Origin of the sequence: Tissierella pigra (assembly GCF_009695605.1) — a bacterium.
In the GTDB taxonomy this organism is placed as follows: domain Bacteria; phylum Bacillota; class Clostridia; order Tissierellales; family Tissierellaceae; genus Tissierella; species Tissierella pigra.
The window spans coordinates 1-19,658 of the sequence record NZ_VUNQ01000061.1 but is presented as its reverse complement, the minus strand read 5'-3'; the positions used below and the strand labels follow the sequence as shown (position 1 = coordinate 19,658).

The following is a 19,658-nucleotide window of genomic DNA, read 5'->3' as shown; positions in this document are numbered from 1 at the left end:
TCTTCTGTTATAATTGTTTTCATAAGGAAAGATCCCTCCGATTTTTGTTTGTTATGGTAAACAACATTATATCAGAGGTCTTTCCTTTTTTCATATTTACTTGTCACAAATGTATTGTCTCATATCAGATAATATGAAAGAGATTAACAGAAGACTTAAGATTTTGTTAAATTGGGCTAAGGAAGATAAAAAGTATATATATCTTTCTATCTTATTGGGATTTTTGGCAGGTCTTTTAATAATGGTTCCTTATATGGGAATTTACAATCTAATAAACACCATATATACAGGAACACTTACAAAAGATATATTACTTAAATTGAGTATATCTGTCTCAGTATCTATTTTAGTTAGATATACTTTATTTACCATTGCAGAAATACTTTCTCATAAAGGAGCGTATAATACACTTTTTAAAATTAGAAAAAAATTGATAAGTCATATGTCAGAAGTACCTTTAGGAGAACTAAATAGTAAAAACAGAGGTGAGATAAAGAAAATATTAAATGAGGATATAGAGAAATTGGAATTATTCTTAGCTCATCATTTACCAGAAGTGGTGATGTATTTGACAGGGCCATTAGCAGTTTTTGTTTATTTGTTCAATGTAAACATGGGATTAGCTCTTATAACACTTATACCTTTACCAATAGCATTTTATTTTCAGGTAAAGATGTTTAAAGATACAGGAAATTATATTTTAGAAATAAATGATGTAAGTAATAATTTAAACTCTACTATGATTGAGTATATTACAGGAATGAGACTTATTAAGTCTTATAATATGACTAGTTCATCTTTTAGTAAGTACAAAGAAGCTTGTCATGAGAAGTCAAGATTGTGGAAAAAAATATCTTCCATTATGGGGCCTAATTTTGCATCCTTTACAATTTTTATAGAATTTGGATTACTTATTTTGATACCAATTGCAGGAACATTATTTTTAAAAGAAGTTATATCACCAAGTATTTTTATATTATTTTTATTAGTAGGTTCTCTTTATTTAACAGAAATAAGACCACTTTTAGAAATAGGGGGGCATTTTTCACAAGTGCTATCTAGTGTTGATAAAATAGAGGAAATTTTAAACTTAGAAGTCTTTGTTGGAGGAAGTAATAATTTTCCCCAAAACAATACAATAGAATTTAATAAAGTTAATTTTTCATACACAGGTGAAGAAAAGATTTTGAAAAACATAAATATTTCCATAAATGAAGGTCAGAGGACAGCGATTGTAGGACCATCTGGTTCTGGTAAGTCAACGATACTTGGTTTAGTAGCAAGATTTTATGATGTTGACTCAGGAGAAATATTAATAGGAAAAGAAAATATAAAATCCATTGATTATACAACACTATTAGAAAATATAGCTATAGTATTTCAAAAAAACTTTTTAACAAAAGAATCAGTATTTAAAAATATAACTATGGGAAAAGATTATACATTAGAAGAAGTAAGGGAAGCTTGTAAAAAAGCTCAGATAGATGATGTCATAATGAAATTACCTGATCAATATGACACTTTAGTAGGAGGACACGACACTAGATTTTCTGGCGGAGAACAACAGAGAATAAGTATAGCTAGGGCATTTTTGAAAGATGCACCAATTTTAATATTAGATGAAGCTACATCGAATACAGATCCTGAAAATCAAGAAAAAATTAATATAGCTCTTAATAACTTGTTCATAGGAAAGACTGTAATTATAGTAGCACATAGACTTTCAACAATTGTTGACTGTGACAAGATAATAGTGTTAGAAAATGGAGAAGTTACAGGAGTTGGAAAACATCATGAACTAATTTCAAAAAATAAATATTATAGCCAGGTATGGGATAAATATAAACTTTCAAGAGATTTTTCATACGGAAAGGGTGATATAGTTGAAGAATAAAGGAATAGAGAAAAATAAAACATTTTACAAGTCCATGGCTTTATTTATCCTAGAAGGACTATTGTCTGGTATTAATTTTACCATAATATTTTTTATTATAAAGGATGTATTGGATTTGAACTTTAACTATAATCAAATCCTAAAATATTCATCTATATTAGCACTGGTATATCTTATAAGAAACTTTTTATATAGAAGAGCTTATACCTATGGTCAATATGCAGGTTCAGATATATCTAGAAATATAAGGTTAAATTTAGGAAACAAGTTTAAAGAAATTCCTCTTTTTAACTTTACAAAGCGAAAGACAGGAAAATATATAAATACAGTTACAAATGATGTAGATAGCTATGAAAATATTTTAACTCATAAGTATGGAGACATTTTGAAAAACTTAGTCTTAGTAATCATGCTTTTAATCTACATGTTTAAATTTAACAAAGATGTAGGTATTGTATCTTTGGTAGGGGGATTACTCTTAATTCCATCACTATATATTTCATTTAAGATAGTAAATAAACATGGAAAAAACAAAAACTTAGCTCAATCAGATAACACCGACAATATAGTGGAATATATAACTGGAATCAAGACTTTAAGAATATATGGACAAGATGGAGTAAACAACAACATGATAATAAATTCTATGAAAAATTATAGTGATGTATCATTTAAGTATGAGATAAACATACTGCCTATGGCAGGAATATTCAATATTTTAATAGGTCTGTGCATACCAGTTTCCATATATATAGTAGGACTTAGCTATATAAATAGAGAAATAGATATAAAAATGGCTATTATGATATCTACACTGCCTATATTTTTAAATAAACTTTTAAACACACTTTATATTTCACTGACAGGATATAAAAACTTGAAAATATCAAGAAACAATATAGAAAGTATATTTAATGAAAAAGAAGAATTTAAAAACAACAAATCATTTAATCCAAAAGTGTTTGATCTAGAATTTGAAAATGTTAATTTTTCATATGATGATTCTAAAAAAGTATGTGATAAATTGAGCTTTAAAGGAGAACATGGGAAACTAACCGCAATTGTAGGTAGTTCAGGTGCAGGGAAATCAACTATACTAAACTTGATTTCAAAGCTACATGTACCAGATAGCGGTTCAATTAAAATTGGTGGAATAGATATAGAGGGCATATCTAGTGAAAAGATATTAGATAAAATATCCATGGTGGATCAAAATACATTTTTGTTCAATGACACCATAAAAAATAATATAAAAATAGCAAAGCCAACTGCAACAGACCAAGAAATTATAGAAGTCTCAAAACTTTCAAATTGTCATGATTTTATTATGGAAGAAAAAGATGGCTACAACAGATTGGTAGGAGAAAATGGCAATAGACTATCAGGTGGGCAAAGGCAAAGGATAAGTATTGCTCGTACTCTTTTAAAGGATAATCCAATTGTACTTTTAGACGAAGCTACAGCATCTTTAGATATAGAGAATGAATTATTAGTTAAAGAAGCAATAATGAATTTAATATCCAAAAACAAAACTATATTTATGGTTGCACATACTTTACCAATTGTAAAAAATGCAGACAGAATTTTGGTAATGAACAATGGAAAAATAATAGAAAGTGGAACACATGAAGATTTAATGAAACTAAAAGGAAAATACTATTCAATGTATTTAGCAGATAAAAGTAATTAAAAGGAGAGAGAAAAGACTATAAAAGATGAGATGTTAAAACCAAATTTTATTTTAAGTCTTTTTAATGTAAATAGTGAAATAATAGCTTTAGGCATAGGATATTTTAGAAGTTTGTATACCGTATTCATTCTTTATGGAATAATGATAATGAACATAACATTTTTCCAATCCATAGGTAAAGGTAGCATTGCCAGTAGAATAGTTTTATTAAGACAACTAATATTATTTGTTCCTAGCTTACTATTGTTTTCAAAAATATTTGGAATCAATGGAGTTTGGTTTGCCCAATCAATCGTAGACTTCATCATGATTATAGTAGGACTAGCATTACAGAAAAAAGAATATAAAAGATTAAAAGTTATAAAGATAGAATTATAAAAAATAGAATATAAGATTAATTGAGTAGGAGGTAGCTAATTATCTCCTACTGGATTACTATTAATTCACAAAAATATCTAAAAGGGAAAAGAAAAGTCCAAACAGGAAAGATAATCATTATCAGTTGGTGTATATTTATTCTTATGAAAATCAATTAAGAAAGTAGGTGATGTATTATAAAATTAGATGTAAAAAAGATTATAAAAAGATTAAGTGAACTTTTCTTCACTTTATTATTTGTAACTTTACTTTCATTTATACTCATGAGAGTTTCAAAAGTTGATCCTGCAACGGCTTATGCTAAAAGAGCAATAGGAAATCCAACAGAACTTCAAATAGAAAATATTAGAAGTAGTATGGGTTTTGATAAACCATTACTTGTACAATATTTTTCTTGGCTAAAAGGATTATTTCAAATGGATTTAGGAAAATCCTTAGTAAGTGGATATAGTGTTTGGGATGAAATATGGAAAGCCTTTCCTAAAACATTATTAATTGTAGGAATATCATCAATTATACAATTTATATCAATTATAGTTATTGGTTCACTTATGTTTATTTTAAAAAACAAACTCATAAGAAGATTGTTTAAAGTATTATGTATAGTTGGAATATCAGTACCATCATTTTATATATCTACTTTATTTTTAGATATTTTTGGTGTTAAATATAATTTAATTTCTGTTACTAATAATATTGGGTTTAAAGGTTCAATTCCTCCAGCTATATGTTTAGCAGTTTTTATAATATGTTTTTATGTACCATTATTTTATAACGGGCTAATTAAAGAGAGTAATGAAGATTATTCTATGTACTTAAGATGTCAAGGTTTGTCTGAGTTTAAAATACTTATAAATCATTTAATTCCAAATGGAATACTAGGAATTATTCCAAGTTTTCTACAGAGTATAGGTTTATCCATAGCAGGGGCTACTGTAATAGAGAGAGTGTTTTCAGTACCAGGTTTTGGATATTTAATTGTAAATAGTGTTATAGAAAGAGATGCTCCTATGATACATTCAACAGTATTTTTCTTGGCTTTTTTCATAGCTTTAATGAATATTATAGCAGATATTATAAATGAAAGAATAGAAGGAGAAAGGAGTTAGCTATGAATAAGAACTATATAACTATAGGAATTTCTATAATATTAATTATTTTAATATTTATGAGTTTTTTATTTGCACCAAATGACCCGCAAGAAGCAGATCTTATGAATAGATTTCAAAGTTCTTCTGATAAATATCTACTAGGTACAGATCATTTAGGAAGATGCTTTTTATCTAGATTATTATATGGAGGAAAAACTACATTAGGAATTATTTTATTTAGTGGATTAATTATATTTATAGTAGGAACTTTATTAGGAATGATACTTTCTAAATCTATAATAGGAACTTACTCAATAGTAGATGGGGCTATAAATGCAATAACTTCTATTCCGCCAATTGCATATTTAATAGTTTTTATAGGTGCTTGGGGAAATGGAATTAAAACTATGATTTTAGCTATGACAGTTTCTTATTCTCTAAGATATATGAAACTTATAAAGACAAAGACAGATTTAGAACTAAAAAAAGCATATGTATTATGTATTAGGTCATCAGGAGCTTCAAAAATTAGAATACTATTTGTTCATATTCTGCCAAATATATTTAATGATATGATTGAGTTTATCTCATTATCTTCAGCAGACATGATACTTACAATAACAGGATTTTCCTTTATAGGATTGAATCTTGGGGATAATGTGGTGGACTGGGGAACTATGATTTTAGAAGCTAGAAATTATGGACTAGTAAATCCTAAACTAATTATATATCCAATACTTGCTGTAATAATATCCTCCTTAACTTTTAATATTATGGGAAGTAGTATAGGAGGATTGAATAGCAATGATTGAAATTAAAAATCTAACAGTGGGAACAAATCAAAAGAAGATTATTAAAGAGATAAATTTAAATATATCTAAAGGAGAAATAGTAGGATTAACAGGTAAAAGTGGTTCGGGAAAGAGTACTCTTTTAAAAACTATTTTTGGAATAAATAATTCTAATTTCAAAAAATATAATGGAGATATTTTTATAGACAGTTTAAATACAACTGATTTGTCTAATAGAGAAATACGAAAAATAAGCGGAAGAAAAATAGGTTATATTCCACAAAATCCAATGTCAGCTTTTGATACTAGATATACTACTGAAAAATTAATGATTGAAATTTTTACAGATAGATTAAATGTATCTAAAAGAGATGCGAAATCCATAGCAGTAGAAAAGCTAAAACAACTAGGACTAAATGATACAGATAGAATTTTAAGTTCAAATTCCAATGAATTATCAGGAGGACAGTTGCAGAGAATAACTTGTGCAATATTAACTGGTTTAAATACAGATTATATATTGGCTGATGAGCCTACTTCTGCATTAGATTTTGAAAATACTAAAATATTGGTCAATGAATTAAAAAAGTTCAAAGAATCTTCAGGGATTTTATTAATATCTCACGATATAGATGTTCTTGAAGAAATATGTGAACAGGTTTATGTAATGGAAGATGGAGAAATAATAGGAAATGGGTCTATAAGTTCTATATTGTCAGAACCCAAAAGTGAGTTTATGAAACAGATTAAGAAGATGAGAAAGTTAAAGGATGATAGAACATGGAATACAGAGAAATATTGCTTCAAGGCATAAATAAAACCTATATGACTAATAAAGGTGAATTTCATGCTTTAGATAATATAGATTTAAAAATAAGGTCTGGAGAAAGTATATCTATATTAGGTGAAAGTGGCTCTGGAAAAAGTACACTTGCTAAAATAATTTCTAAAATAGAAAATCCTACATCTGGGAAAATGTTTTTCGATAAAGAAAATATTACAAATTTAAAAGGAAAAAAACTACTAAATTTTAGAAAAGACATTCAAATAGTTTTTCAAGATACATCAGGCACATTAAATCCTAAATTAAGTGTTTTAAGAAATATGGAAGAAGGCTTAGTAAATCTAACTAATTATAATAAAAATGAAAGAAAAGAAATCATTTTAGAGCTTATGAAAAAGTTAAATATGAAAGAAGAGATTTTAAATACCCCTGTTAGAAAATTATCTGGCGGAGAAGCTAGAAGAGTATCTTTAATTAGAGCCTTAGGAACAAACCCTAGTTTTTTAGTATTGGATGAAATCACTAGTGGATTAGATTTGATCTCTGAAGATATGGTTTTAGATATGATAAGTGATTCTATAAGGGCTTTTAACATGACAGTAATATTTGTAACTCATGATGAAGAAAGTGCTAAAAGGATTTCCAATAGGCTTTTATATATGGATAAGGGAAAAATAATGTATGAAAAAGCTATAAAAGCAGAAAGGATGATAATATGAAAATTAAAAAAATAGGTATACTTGCTTTAACTCTAATGTTATTAGTAAATATATTAACTGGATGTAGCAAAAAAGAAGAGGTAGAAGTAGAAGAAGTTTTGAAAGAGGAAGTTACAAAAGAAGAATCTAAAGAATTAGTAATATGTACTGCAAAAGAACTTACTAATTTAACTACATTGACTATGAATAAAGAAAACAATATAGCTTGTGGACTTATATATGAGTCATTAGTTAAATATGAAAATGATAAAATTGTTCCAAATTTAGCTAAAGAATGGGAATGGAATGATGAAGGAACAGTTTTAACTTTTAAATTACAAGAAGGAATAAAATATCATGATAGAGAAGACTTTAACGCTGAATCCGTAAAAAAGGCTTTAGATTTTAATCACTTAAACCCTAATTTCAGTGGTATAAAAGCAGTAGCAGAATTAGAAAACGTAGAGGTTATAGATGAATATACAGTTGCTATAACTTTTCCTCGACCATCTTTATTTTATATAAATGATTTTTGTTTCCAAAATGTTATGTCTATGATGAGTCCTAATGTTATAGAAGAAGGAAATTATCAAACTTTTACTGATGTAATTGGAACAGGTCCTTATGTAAGAGAAAGTTTTATATCTGGCGATTCAACTGTATTTGTTAGAAATGAAAACTATTGGGGAGAAAAGCCATATTATGAAAAAATCATAGTAAAATATATACCGGAAAATTTATCTAGAATACAAGCTTTAAATTCTGGAGAAGTAGATTTAGTATATGGAGCAGATTTAATAACATACGACGATTTTACTCAAGCCACATCATTAAAAGATATAAAAGGACAAGTTAATGAAAATCCAACCCTTACAAGAAATTTAATATTAAATACATCTTCTGAAACTTTATCAGATATAAATATTAGAAAAGCCATAGCTCATGGAGTAAATAAAAAAGCTATTGCAGAAGGATTAACTTTAGGAAATGAAAAAGTTGCTGAAAGACTTTTTAGAGAAGGAACACCTTATACTGATGTAGAAATAGATGAAGTATATGATTATAATGTAGATAAAGCCAAAGAGTATATTGAAAAGTCAGGATGGACTTTAAACGAAAGCACAAATATTTATGAAAAGAATGGTAAAAAACTTAGCATTTTATATACTTATTGGACAGATTTATCATTATCAAATGAAATAGCTCAAGCTGTGAAAGCAGATTTAGGAAAAATAGGTATAGAGGTTATAACTGAAGGAAAGGATCAAATGACTTGGTGGGTAGATGGGGTAGAAGGAAAATATGATATAACTACTTGGAATACAGAAGGTTCTTATACTGAACCAAATAAATTTTTTACAGAATCTATGGGAGCAGACCCTCATAATATATCATACCAAGGTCTAGATAACTACCAATATATAAAAGGACAAATAGAAGAATTCTCCAATATAAAAGATGAAGAAAGAGTTAAAGAAATATTTAAAGTATTATTAAATGAAAATAACAATAATGTAATAGATTTACCTATTACTTATGCAAAAGATTTAGTAGTATATAATGGAAATAAGATAAAATCTTATAATTTCTCAAATGTACCACAATTTTTTGATATTTTTGGAGTAGTTCCAAATAACTAAAAAAAATAGCTTTAAACCATATGGTTTAAAGCTATTTTTGATTATTTTGTTTTTTAATTTTTCTATAATCAGAAGGTAGTAGATTAAACTCTGTTTTAAAATTTGATGAAAATTTACCTGGACTTTTATATCCAGATTTTAGAGCAATATCTAAAATTGTATCATTTGTAGTTGATAGTAATTTTGCAGCTAAATCCATTCTATAAGACCTAGTAAAACTATAGATAGTAGTTCCATACACATCTTTAAAACATTCCTTTAAAGAGGATTCTGAAATATTAAAAATAGATGATAATTCTTTAATAGTGTAATTCTTAGAGATATTTTCTGTTAAAAACTCTTTTATATTTTTAATAGTGTTAACTTGATTTTTATAATAGTATTTAGGAGTATCAAAAATAGATTTGCCGTCAATTTTACTTAAGAACAATATAATTTCTAGTACCTTTAATTTAAAATAGTATTCTAAAAGCTCTTTAGGAGCAGAATTTAGTTCTTCAAAAATATGATTTATTTCTTTAGCATTTCTTATAATAAATCTAATCTGTGAATTATCATTCTTTAAATTGTTTCTAATTTTATATAAATTTATATTGGGGAGGTCCATAGATTTAGCAATATTATTTAAACTTATATTTGCCTTTGGAATATTTATTAAAATAGATATTCCGTGATAATGATTTAATGGAAAAGTAGAATTAATAGCTTCATGAAATAGTTCAAAAATAGACAAATCGCCTTTCCCAATATATATGTATTTTCTATCATTAAGTTCAGATTCAATTCTTCCTTCTGTACAAAAATTAATCTCAATAGTATCTTTTATAGGAATCTTATCATAATCACATTTTTCTAAATGCATACTATGATAGAAAATCTCAATTCCTGAAAACACATTATATTGTTTAACAAAACCTTCCCCTGTATTATTAGAGAGTATATATGTAATTGAATTATCTTCATTTATATTCCTTTTAACATCATCAGGATAGTAGTATATTATATCCAATGTAGCACCCCTTTACTTACTAAGTAAAAATATATCAATTAATTATATTGTATAATAAAGTTCATTGATAGTAAATCTTATACTATGAATTAGTATTGAAAATGAATATTGATAAGAGAGAATAAGGTTTTGTTAATGTGAAAAATTTGTGGTAACAATTACTTACTAGCCTTGTATATATCAAACCATCATCTATTTTCTTATGCTAAGCATTACTCTCATACTTTATAAATTCCGTTATATTTTATCACTATGGATCATAGTGTTGAAGGATATGGATTAATCTTGGATTTTCATTTTAAGAATAAGACCCAAAAAAATTAAAGCTATTAAAATGGTTGACAATATCTTTTTATTTGGTATAATTTAATAGAATATTGAAGTTGATAATCATTATCATTGTTGTGATATTTGTATTGTTGCTTTGCACTATAGTGAAATAAAGAAAATTATTACTTAAATCACGTATAAAAATATAGCATAGATATTGGTTTCGTCAATTCAATAATTTTGTCTATTATATTTATACATAAGGAGAGATATATATGAAAAAATCTAAAATTTTTAAAGTAACCGTTATTATGGCAGCTTTTGTTTTAATGTTGACAGCTTGTACGAATTCAGGTAATAAACCTAATGACACTGAAACTAATGGGCAAGTAAATGAACCTGTTGAAGTTTCAACAGTTGAAATCACTGATGTTCATGGAACTGTTACTGTTCCTGTAAATCCAAAGAATGTAGTTGCTTTGGATAATAGAACTTTTGAAACTTTATCTGATTGGGGAATTGAATTAGTAGCCGTTCCAAAGGGTGTAATGCCTGCGGATTCACCATATGTAGCTGATGAGTCAATTCAAGATATTGGAAATCATCGTGAACCGAATCTTGAAATTATAGCAGCTCTAGACCCTGAACTTGTAATTGTTGGTCAAAGATTTGCTAGTTTTTATGAAGATATAAAAAAAATAGTGCCAAATGCAGCTGTTATTGATCTTAATTTTGATGTTTCTGAGGCAACTGACACACCTGGGGAAAACTTAGTAAATGGACTTAAGAATTCTACAATGGCTTTGGGACAAATTTTTGATAAAAATGAAGAGGCTAAACAATTGGTAGCTGATTTTGATAAAGCTATTGAAGACGCTAAGTCTGCATATAATGGAACGGATACAGTTATGAGTGTTATAGTTTCTGGTGGAGATATTGGTTTTTCAGCTCCTCATTCTGGACGTGTTTGGGGACCAATGTATGAAATCTTTGGATGGATTTCTGCACTAGAAATTGATGGTACTTCTTCAGATCACCAAGGTGATGATATTTCTGTTGAGGCTATTGCACAAAGTAACCCAGATTGGATTTTCGTACTAGATCGTGATGCAGCAATATCTTCCACAGAGGATGCAGTTCCTGCTCAAGATGTTATTGATAATTCACCTGCTCTTAAAAATACAACTGCTGTTTCTGAAGGACGAATAGTTTATGCACCAGCAGACACTTACACCAACGAATCAATACAAACTTACCTAGAGTTATTTGGAGATATTGCAAAGGCCTTAGCTAAGTAGCATAAAGGAGTGTAACATAGTGCAAAAAAATACAATACAGAAAATAACTGGGGTTGAGAATTCTCAGCCCCAGCGTTATAATCACAATAAAATATGGACAAAACCTTTTATAATAACAATTATAGTTGTTATTATTTTAGGTATTATATCATTGTTTACTGGTGTTTATGACATACTAGGACAAGAGGATGGAATGAATATGTTTTTCATAACTCGTGTTCCAAGAACAGTTTCACTAATGCTTACTGGAGCCGCCATGTCAATGTCAGGTTTGGTAATGCAGCTTATTACACAGAATCGTTTAGTTGAATCTACAACAACGGGAACTATTGAATGGGCAGGTTTGGGACTTGTTTTTGTTTACTTAATATTTCCTGCTCCAACTTTGGTACAACGAATGACTGGTGCAATTCTTTTTTCTTTCATAGGAACGATGATTTTCTTTTTGTTTTTAAGAAGAATCAAACTTCGTTCGTCTTTAATAGTCCCGATTATTGGGATGATGCTTGGAGCAGTTATTTCTGCAATATCCACTTTTATAGGATTGGTTTTTCAAATGACACAAAATATTGAATCTTGGTTTGTAGGTTCTTTTGCATCGGTTCAAATTGGCAGATATGAATATTTATGGCTAATTGTTATGGTTACTTTTTTTATTTTTATCTATGCTGATAGACTGACTTTAGCAGGACTTGGGGAAGATGTTGCAACAAGTCTTGGAGTAAACTATAATAAAATAGTTCTTCTAGGCACTGGTCTTATTTCTTTTGCAGTTGGAATTGTTGCAGCTGTTATTGGAAACTTACCTTTTTTAGGTTTAATTGTACCAAATATTGTTTCAATGTATAGAGGAGATGATCTTAGGAGTAATTTGCCTTGGGTATGTGTATTAGGAATGGGTACTATAACTGTTTGTGACATAATTTCTCGAACAATCATAATGCCTTTTGAAGTACCTGTATCTTTGATACTTGGAACAGTAGGGTCAGTTGTATTTATTGTTATTTTATTGAGACAAAGGAGGCTAAGATGAACGTATTAGAATATAGTAATAAAAGAAATATCGAAATCGATTCTAGCATACATAATGAAAATAGATCAGCTAGGGCCTTCCGTTCTAAGAAAGAGGAAAAACGTTATTGGATTTTCTTGATAACATTATTTGCTTTAGGTGCTCTTTCTTCATATGGACTTTTGGTCTACAATAACCCAGTTCCAGTAGGTTCCCCGTCTTTTATTCCAGTAGTTAGAAGAAGAATGGTAGCTCTTGTTGCGATGATTATTGCTGCAATTTGTCAAAGTTTGTCCACTGTTGCTTTTCAATCAATTACTAATAATAGGGTTATAACTCCTTCACTTTTAGGTTTTGAAGCACTTTACTCAACAATTCATACTAGTACAATATTTTTCTTTGGTGCTAGTACATTTATAAATTTTAGCGGTATTGGATCATTTATATTTCAAGTTGTTGTTATGGTTTTAATGTGTTTGATGCTTTATGGATGGCTGCTTTCTGGAAAATATGGAGATTTACAACTTATGCTTTTAGTCGGAGTTATTATTGGAACTGGGTTAAGGTCTTTGTCATCTTTTATGAGAAGACTTCTAGCACCTTCTGAATTTGATATTCTACAGGCAAGATTGTTTGGTTCTGTAAATAATGCAGATTCAGCATATTTTTCCGTTGCCATTCCAATCGTAATAATTGTAGCATTACTTATTCTTGCTTATTCTAAGAAGCTAAATGTATTGTCACTTGGAAAGGATGTCTGTACTTCTTTGGGAGTTAATAATCAATTTAGTGTAATTTATACTCTTGTATTAGTTTCTATTTTGATGTCAATTTCAACGGCTTTAGTTGGACCACTTACTTTTTATGGATTTTTAGTTGCGACTTTGAGTTATCAAGCGGCACCAACTTATGATCACAGATATATTTTTCCAATGGCTCTTGCTATAGGATTTTTGATAATAACAGGTGCATACTTTTTTATGTATCATGTATTTAATGCACAAGGTGTAGTTTCAGTTATTATCGAAATGTTTGGCGGAATAACATTTTTAATTGTAATTTTAAGGAAGGGGACTTTATGATAAAGATTGATAATGTTAATAAGGTGTATACTGATGAGGTAAAAATAGGACCTTTGAATATTGAAATACCAAAAGCTGGTCTTACTTCTTTAATTGGACCAAATGGTGCTGGAAAGTCCACGACACTTTTGATGATTGGAAGACTTTTGGATATGGATGAAGGCCAAATTAATGTGGCAAATATGGATGTTTCTGAATCTAAATCGGAAGACTTAGCAAAAATTTTAACTATTTTGCGACAGGAAAATCATTTTGTAACTAGGCTTACAGTTAGACAATTAGTTGGATTTGGGCGTTTTCCTTATTCAAAGGGAAGATTAACTAAAGAAGATGAGGTTATTATTTCTAAATATATCGATTTCTTAGGCTTGACTGATTTAGAAAATAGATATTTAGATGAGCTTTCTGGTGGTCAAAGACAAAGGGCATATGTGGCAATGGTTTTGTGCCAAGAGACTGAATATGTACTTTTGGATGAGCCACTTAATAATCTTGATGTTGCTCGTTCTGTTCAAATGATGGAGCATTTGAGACATGCTGCTAATGAATTTGGAAGAACAATTCTTACTGTTATGCACGATATAAATTTTGCAGCCAAATATTCTGATAGAATCTGTGCTATGAAAAATGGACGAATTGCTGCTTTTGGAACAGTAGAAGAAGTTATGGATGCAGAATCATTAACAGATATTTTTGAAACGAAAATAGAAATTATTGATGGACCTCATGGACCAGTAGCGATTTATTAGTTATAAAATTACTCCTAATAATAAGGTGTTTTCAGTAGAATTGGATGCTCCACTTTTGGTAAATGGTTTTTATTATTTTAACTATCTACCAGAATTGGAGCATATTTTTTGATAAAAATAGTATATATTAAAATTTGTAGTCATAAAACTTATGATTCCTACTTATTAGAATTAAAAATCAGGAGTTCTCTAAGTATGAAAGGCTGTCTCCATGATAATTCTGTAGTTGACGTTACATTCAAGATTTTTAAAATTGAATTTTCTAATAACTATTATGTTGAAAGCTTAGAACAGTTAAGTGTTGACAATCTAATTTATTAATACTACAATGATGGAATCAATAAATATTAATGGAGAGATATTTAACCTCAATAGATATTGAAGTTAAATATCTTTACTGAGGCTACAAGATTATATTAATTCTCTAGATATGACCTTACATCCGATATTTAAATTATATTAATAAAATAGGGGTGATATAATGCCAAGAGCAAAGTTTCAAGTATTAGTAATACCATATGTTATACAAGATAAACAAATTAAGTATTGTACATTTCTAAGAGAAGACATGAATATTTGGCAATTTATTGCAGGTGGTGGTGAAGATGATGAAACTCCCATAGAAGCTGCTAAAAGAGAGGCTAATGAAGAGGCAGATATTGCGTATACAACTTCATATTATATGTTGGATACTTGTTGTAGTATTCCTGTTGAATGTTTTAATGAAGTTGATAGACAGAGATGGGGAGAGAATTGTTTTGTTATTCCAGAATATTCGTTTGCAGTGGATGTAAATGTAACAGATTTAAAGCTATCACATGAACATGTTCAATATAAATGGCTTGATTATAAATCAGCAAAAAAATTGCTGAAATATGATAGTAATAAAATTGCCCTTGGCGAATTGAATACTAGAATTAAAAAAGGACTACTTGGTGAAAAGAAATAATATACTACATCATTTGAAAAAAACGTTATTAATATTTATCACGATTTAAGAGTGCAATATGAACCTACAACTGAAAAACTGAAAAGTGGAAAAGTTAGCTTAATAAGCTATATATGAATTATATAATGTAATACATATAAGATTATCATAGGAGGTAGTATGCAGAAATATGAAACAATGATTATTGTTATAGCATTCTAACTGCGAAGATCTATATTAGAGATAATGATTTGTTTAAAGAAGTATTATTAATTAATATTATATAAAATTTATTTTCCTACAGTAACTTGACACAATCACAAGAATAATTAATATTGACATACTTATTCCATTGTGATAAAGTTATCATGTAAAAAGTAAATAAATCTTCAGGGCAGGGTGTAATTCCCTACCGGCGGTATAGCCCGCGAGCCGTAAGGTTGATTCGGTGAAACTCCGAGGCCGACAGTAAAGTCTGGATGGAAGAAGATGTGTGGATATAGTCTTGATGTATAAGTCTATGGTTATTTGACCATATAATTTATAATCAAGAGAACTTTTAGAACTTACATGCCCTGAGAATATATTCTCAGGGTTTTTTATGTATAAGCAGATTGGAGTGGTGGGATGAATATTGATTATATGAGTAGAGCACTTGAGTTGGCAAAAGAAGGAATAGGTTATACAAATCCTAATCCACTGGTAGGTGCAGTTATAGTTAAAGATAATAGAATTATTGGAGAAGGTTATCATAAAGTTTATGGCAGTCATCATGCAGAGATTAATGCCTTCTTAAATGCAAATGAAGATGTTAAAGATGCAACTATGTATATTAATTTAGAACCTTGCTCTCACCATGGTAAAACTCCACCTTGCACAAAGACCATCATTGAAAAAGGAATAAAGAAAGTAATTATTGGACTAAAGGATCCTAATCCTATAGTCTCAGGGAGAGGAGTACAAACCCTTGAAGAGGCAGGTATAGAAGTAGTTATAGGGATTCTTGAAGAAGAAGGAAAAAAGTTAAACGAAATATTTATTAAGTATATAACTACAAAGTTTCCCTTCGTTATAATGAAAACAGCAATGACTCTTGATGGTAAAATTGCCACCTATACAAATGAGTCAAAGTGGATTACAGGAGAACTTTCCAGAAAGTATGTACATGAGCTTAGACATAGAGTGACTGGAATTATGGTTGGAATAGGTACAGTACTTGCAGATGATCCATCTTTAACAACCAGACTTGAAGATAGCAAGTGTTGTGATCCAATAAGAATAATTGTAGATAGCAGTGCCCAAATTCCTCTTGAAGCAAAAGTTTTAAATCTTGAATCAGATGCAGGAACTATTATAGCAGTTACTGAAAAAGCTAATAAGGAAAAAATAAAGATGCTTGAAAAAAAAGGTGCTGAAGTTATTGTAACGCCTTCTAAAGAAGGAAGAGTTGATTTGAGTTTGCTTATGAAGAAGCTTGGTAAAAGAAACATTGACAGCATTCTGCTGGAAGGGGGAAGTGAACTAAATTATGCTGCCCTAGAGGAAGGCATTGTTGATAAGGTAAATGTATTTATAGCTCCAAAAATCATCGGTGGAAATACTGCTAAAACTCCTATTGGTGGACAAGGGAAAGCATATATAAGAGAGGCAATAGAACTTGAACGTTTAGATTTTCACCGTTTTGGTGAGGACATAATGGTAGAAGCATATATAAGAAAAAAAGGAGGTTAGAAATTGATGTTTACAGGATTAGTAGAGGAAATTGGTAAAGTTGAATCTATTATTAAATCTACAAAGTCATCTAGAATAACAATTAAGGCAAATAAGGTGCTGGAAGGAGTAAAGTTAGGTGATAGCATATGTACCAATGGTGTATGTCTTACTATAAATTTCTTTGATAGTGGAAGATTTAGTGTAGATGTAATGGCAGAAACAATAAGACGAAGTAATCTGAGAAACTTCTCACTTGGAGATGAAGTTAATCTTGAAAGAGCTCTAAGATTAGGTGATAGGTTGGGTGGACATATTGTCAGTGGTCATATTGATGGTACTGGAACCATTGTAAATTTTCAACAGGAAGATAATGCAGTATGGATTACAGTTGCAACCTCATCTGAAATTTTAAAATATATAGTTCAGAGAGGTTCAATAGCTATAGATGGTGTTAGTCTTACAGTAGCTTATATAGATGATTCGGTATTCAAGGTTTCCATTGTTCCTCACACTAAACATATGACTACTCTGATTCGTAAGAAAGTTGGAGATAGGGTAAATTTAGAATGTGACATGATAGGAAAATATATCGAAAGGTTCATTGGGGCTAAAGATCAAACTTCAGTTAAAAACCACATAGATTTTGATTTTTTAAGTAAACATGGATTTTCATAAAAATAAATGGGGGAAGAAAATGAATAAGTTTAATACAATTGAGGAAGCAATAGCAGATATCAGGGTAGGAAAGATTATAGTTGTAGTAGACGATGAAGATAGAGAGAATGAGGGAGACCTTCTAATGGCCGCTGAGAAGGTAACTCCAGAATCTATTAATTTCATGGCAAAGTACGGTAGAGGTTTGATATGTATGCCAGCTACAAGGGAGCGACTAGTTGAATTAAATATTCTCTCAATGGTAGAGAGAAATACAGACTCACATCAGACTGCCTTCACTGTTTCAATTGATGCTGTTGAAACAACAACAGGAATATCGGCTTATGAGAGGGCTGTTACCGTACGAAAAGTTCTTGATTCTAATTCAACAGAGGCAGATTTTAAAAAGCCTGGGCATATGTTTCCGTTGGAAGCTAAAGATGGTGGAGTATTGAAAAGAGCAGGACATACAGAAGCTGCAGTGGATTTGTGTAAGATGGCAGGTTTATATCCTGCTGGTGTTATATGTGAAATAATGAACGAAGACGGAACTATGTCTAGAGTTCCTCAGCTTATGGAATTTGTAAGGGAACATGATTTAAAGATAATTACCATAGCAGACCTGATTGCCTATAGAAGAAAGAATGAAACTTTTATAGAAAGGATAACTGAAGCAAAGCTACCTACAAAATATGGTGAGTTCAAAATGATTGGATATGCAAATATCTTAAATGGAGAACATCATGTAGCTCTTGTAAAGGGAGAGATTTCAGACGGTGAATCAGTTCTTATAAGAGTTCATTCAGAATGTCTTACAGGAGATGCTTTTGGTTCATTAAGATGTGACTGTGGAGAACAATTTGCAGCTGCCATGCAAAAGATAGAAGAGGAAGGTAGAGGAATTCTTCTTTATATGAGGCAAGAAGGCAGAGGAATAGGTCTTATAAATAAAATTAAAGCTTATGAGTTACAGGATCAAGGTATGGATACAGTTGAAGCTAATTTAGCTTTAGGTTTTCCAGCTGACTTAAGGGATTATGGAATTGGAGCTCAGATTCTATCAGACTTAGGGGTGAAAAAGGCAAAGCTTATGACTAATAATCCAAAGAAAATAGCAGGTCTTACTGGTTATGGTATAGAAATTGTAGACAGAGAGCCAATTCAGATGAATCACAATGAAAAAAATGAGTATTATCTGAAGACAAAGAAGCAAAAACTAGGACATATACTTAGTTTTAGTGAAAATAATATAATTAAATGAATTTAAACATAAATAATATTTATTAAAATGGAGGAATTGGAATGAAAATATATGAGGGGAAATTAGTAGCACAGGGGTTAAAGTTTGGTATTATAGTAGGAAGATTTAACGAGTTTATAGGAGGTAAACTTTTAGATGGAGCTTTGGATGCGTTAAAGAGACATGGAGTAGAGGAAAATGAGATTGAAATAGCATGGGTTCCAGGTGCTTTTGAAATTCCACTTGTAGCCAAAAAAATGGCTAAATTAAATAAATACCATGGGGTTATCTGTCTTGGTGCAGTTATAAGAGGAACTACACCTCATTTTGAGTATGTATCTACTGAAGTAACAAAGGGAGTCGCTAGTGTATCATTAGAAACAGAAATTCCCATAATATTTGGAGTATTAACGACTGATACAATTGAACAGGCAATAGAGAGAGCAGGAACAAAGGCTGGAAATAAGGGTTATGATGCAGCTGTTACAGCCATTGAAATGGCAAATCTACTTAATCAGTTTTAAGATGATAAAATCAATTTATGAAAACTATATGCCTCCAGATTCTGGAGGCATATATATTTGATTCCTAGATAATAAGATTCTTAGTAGAGAATGTAAATAACTTTGTGCTTTAGAGAGAATCGTTCATCTCTAATCTGACAAGAAATATTAAACTGGATAAAACTTACAACTAAATATCTTGATTTTATCTTTGCCAAGACTATTTTATTTTAT

18 protein-coding genes and 1 riboswitch are annotated in these 19,658 nt (G+C 29.7%); of the genes, 17 read left to right on the top strand and 1 reads right to left on the bottom strand.

Annotated elements, in window-relative coordinates; genetic code table 11:
- Positions 1 to 133 precede the first annotated feature (133 nt).
- From FYJ83_RS17665 to FYJ83_RS17630, 8 genes are all read left to right on the top strand, one after another.
- Entirely contained in the window at positions 134 to 1,894 is a 1,761-nt protein-coding gene (locus tag FYJ83_RS17665) for an ABC transporter ATP-binding protein (protein ID WP_154442820.1), read from the top strand.
- Positions 1,884 to 3,584 (top strand): ABC transporter ATP-binding protein, encoded by a 1,701-nt coding sequence (locus FYJ83_RS17660; RefSeq protein ID WP_216585253.1) that lies wholly within the window; start codon positions 1,884 to 1,886, stop codon positions 3,582 to 3,584. The genes FYJ83_RS17665 and FYJ83_RS17660 overlap by 11 nt, the downstream gene beginning before the upstream one ends.
- A gap of 30 nt (positions 3,585 to 3,614) precedes the next feature.
- Positions 3,615 to 3,962: an MATE family efflux transporter gene (locus tag FYJ83_RS17655; RefSeq protein WP_154442819.1), complete on the top strand. Its 348-nt coding sequence runs from the start codon at positions 3,615 to 3,617 to the stop codon at positions 3,960 to 3,962.
- A gap of 173 nt (positions 3,963 to 4,135) precedes the next feature.
- A complete protein-coding gene (locus tag FYJ83_RS20380; protein WP_326828368.1) occupies positions 4,136 to 5,071 on the top strand; it encodes an ABC transporter permease in 936 nt (311 codons plus the stop codon).
- A 2-nt stretch (positions 5,072 to 5,073) separates the two neighbouring features.
- A complete protein-coding gene (locus FYJ83_RS17645) occupies positions 5,074 to 5,865 on the top strand; it encodes an ABC transporter permease (protein WP_154442817.1) in 792 nt (263 codons plus the stop codon).
- Positions 5,858 to 6,658: an ATP-binding cassette domain-containing protein gene (locus tag FYJ83_RS17640; protein WP_154442816.1), complete on the top strand. Its 801-nt coding sequence runs from the start codon at positions 5,858 to 5,860 to the stop codon at positions 6,656 to 6,658. The genes FYJ83_RS17645 and FYJ83_RS17640 overlap by 8 nt, the downstream gene beginning before the upstream one ends.
- Positions 6,625 to 7,347: an ATP-binding cassette domain-containing protein gene (locus FYJ83_RS17635; protein WP_154442815.1), complete on the top strand. Its 723-nt coding sequence runs from the start codon at positions 6,625 to 6,627 to the stop codon at positions 7,345 to 7,347. The genes FYJ83_RS17640 and FYJ83_RS17635 overlap by 34 nt, the downstream gene beginning before the upstream one ends.
- Positions 7,344 to 8,966 carry an ABC transporter substrate-binding protein gene (locus FYJ83_RS17630; RefSeq protein ID WP_154442814.1) on the top strand — a complete coding sequence of 541 codons (1,623 nt, stop codon included), beginning with the start codon at positions 7,344 to 7,346 and terminating at the stop codon, positions 8,964 to 8,966. The genes FYJ83_RS17635 and FYJ83_RS17630 overlap by 4 nt, the downstream gene beginning before the upstream one ends.
- Positions 8,967 to 8,997: 31 nt before the next feature.
- Here FYJ83_RS17630 and FYJ83_RS17625 read toward each other — a convergent pair whose 3' ends face one another.
- Positions 8,998 to 9,975, bottom strand: a complete 978-nt coding sequence (locus FYJ83_RS17625; protein WP_154442813.1) for an AraC family transcriptional regulator — start codon at positions 9,973 to 9,975, stop codon at positions 8,998 to 9,000.
- A gap of 545 nt (positions 9,976 to 10,520) precedes the next feature.
- Here FYJ83_RS17625 and FYJ83_RS17620 point away from each other — a divergent pair.
- From FYJ83_RS17620 to ribH, 9 genes are all read left to right on the top strand, one after another.
- The gene (locus FYJ83_RS17620) at positions 10,521 to 11,543 is read left to right on the top strand and encodes a siderophore ABC transporter substrate-binding protein (protein ID WP_154442812.1); all 1,023 of its coding nucleotides are present in this window, start codon (positions 10,521 to 10,523) and stop codon (positions 11,541 to 11,543) included.
- Positions 11,544 to 11,562: 19 nt separating this feature from the next.
- On the top strand, positions 11,563 to 12,576 hold the full coding sequence (locus tag FYJ83_RS17615; protein WP_216585252.1) for an ABC transporter permease: 1,014 nt from the start codon (positions 11,563 to 11,565) through the stop codon (positions 12,574 to 12,576).
- Positions 12,573 to 13,637, top strand: coding sequence for an iron chelate uptake ABC transporter family permease subunit (locus FYJ83_RS17610; protein WP_154442811.1), 1,065 nt, complete (start codon positions 12,573 to 12,575; stop codon positions 13,635 to 13,637). Before FYJ83_RS17615 ends, FYJ83_RS17610 begins: the two co-directional genes overlap by 4 nt.
- Complete coding sequence (locus FYJ83_RS17605) at positions 13,634 to 14,386, top strand: iron ABC transporter ATP-binding protein (RefSeq protein ID WP_154442810.1); 753 nt, start codon at positions 13,634 to 13,636, stop codon at positions 14,384 to 14,386. Before FYJ83_RS17610 ends, FYJ83_RS17605 begins: the two co-directional genes overlap by 4 nt.
- Positions 14,387 to 14,867: 481 nt before the next feature.
- Positions 14,868 to 15,335, top strand: a complete 468-nt coding sequence (locus FYJ83_RS17600; RefSeq protein WP_154442809.1) for an NUDIX hydrolase — start codon at positions 14,868 to 14,870, stop codon at positions 15,333 to 15,335.
- A gap of 360 nt (positions 15,336 to 15,695) precedes the next feature.
- Positions 15,696 to 15,809: riboswitch (FMN riboswitch) on the top strand.
- A 132-nt stretch (positions 15,810 to 15,941) separates the two neighbouring features.
- Positions 15,942 to 17,045, top strand: coding sequence for a bifunctional diaminohydroxyphosphoribosylaminopyrimidine deaminase/5-amino-6-(5-phosphoribosylamino)uracil reductase RibD (ribD, locus tag FYJ83_RS17595; protein WP_154442808.1), 1,104 nt, complete (start codon positions 15,942 to 15,944; stop codon positions 17,043 to 17,045).
- A 6-nt stretch (positions 17,046 to 17,051) separates the two neighbouring features.
- Positions 17,052 to 17,702: a riboflavin synthase gene (locus tag FYJ83_RS17590; RefSeq protein WP_154442807.1), complete on the top strand. Its 651-nt coding sequence runs from the start codon at positions 17,052 to 17,054 to the stop codon at positions 17,700 to 17,702.
- A gap of 19 nt (positions 17,703 to 17,721) precedes the next feature.
- Positions 17,722 to 18,942, top strand: a complete 1,221-nt coding sequence (locus FYJ83_RS17585; protein ID WP_154442806.1) for a bifunctional 3,4-dihydroxy-2-butanone-4-phosphate synthase/GTP cyclohydrolase II — start codon at positions 17,722 to 17,724, stop codon at positions 18,940 to 18,942.
- A 41-nt stretch (positions 18,943 to 18,983) separates the two neighbouring features.
- The gene (gene ribH / locus FYJ83_RS17580) at positions 18,984 to 19,445 is read left to right on the top strand and encodes a 6,7-dimethyl-8-ribityllumazine synthase (RefSeq protein WP_154442805.1); all 462 of its coding nucleotides are present in this window, start codon (positions 18,984 to 18,986) and stop codon (positions 19,443 to 19,445) included.
- Positions 19,446 to 19,658 lie beyond the last annotated feature (213 nt).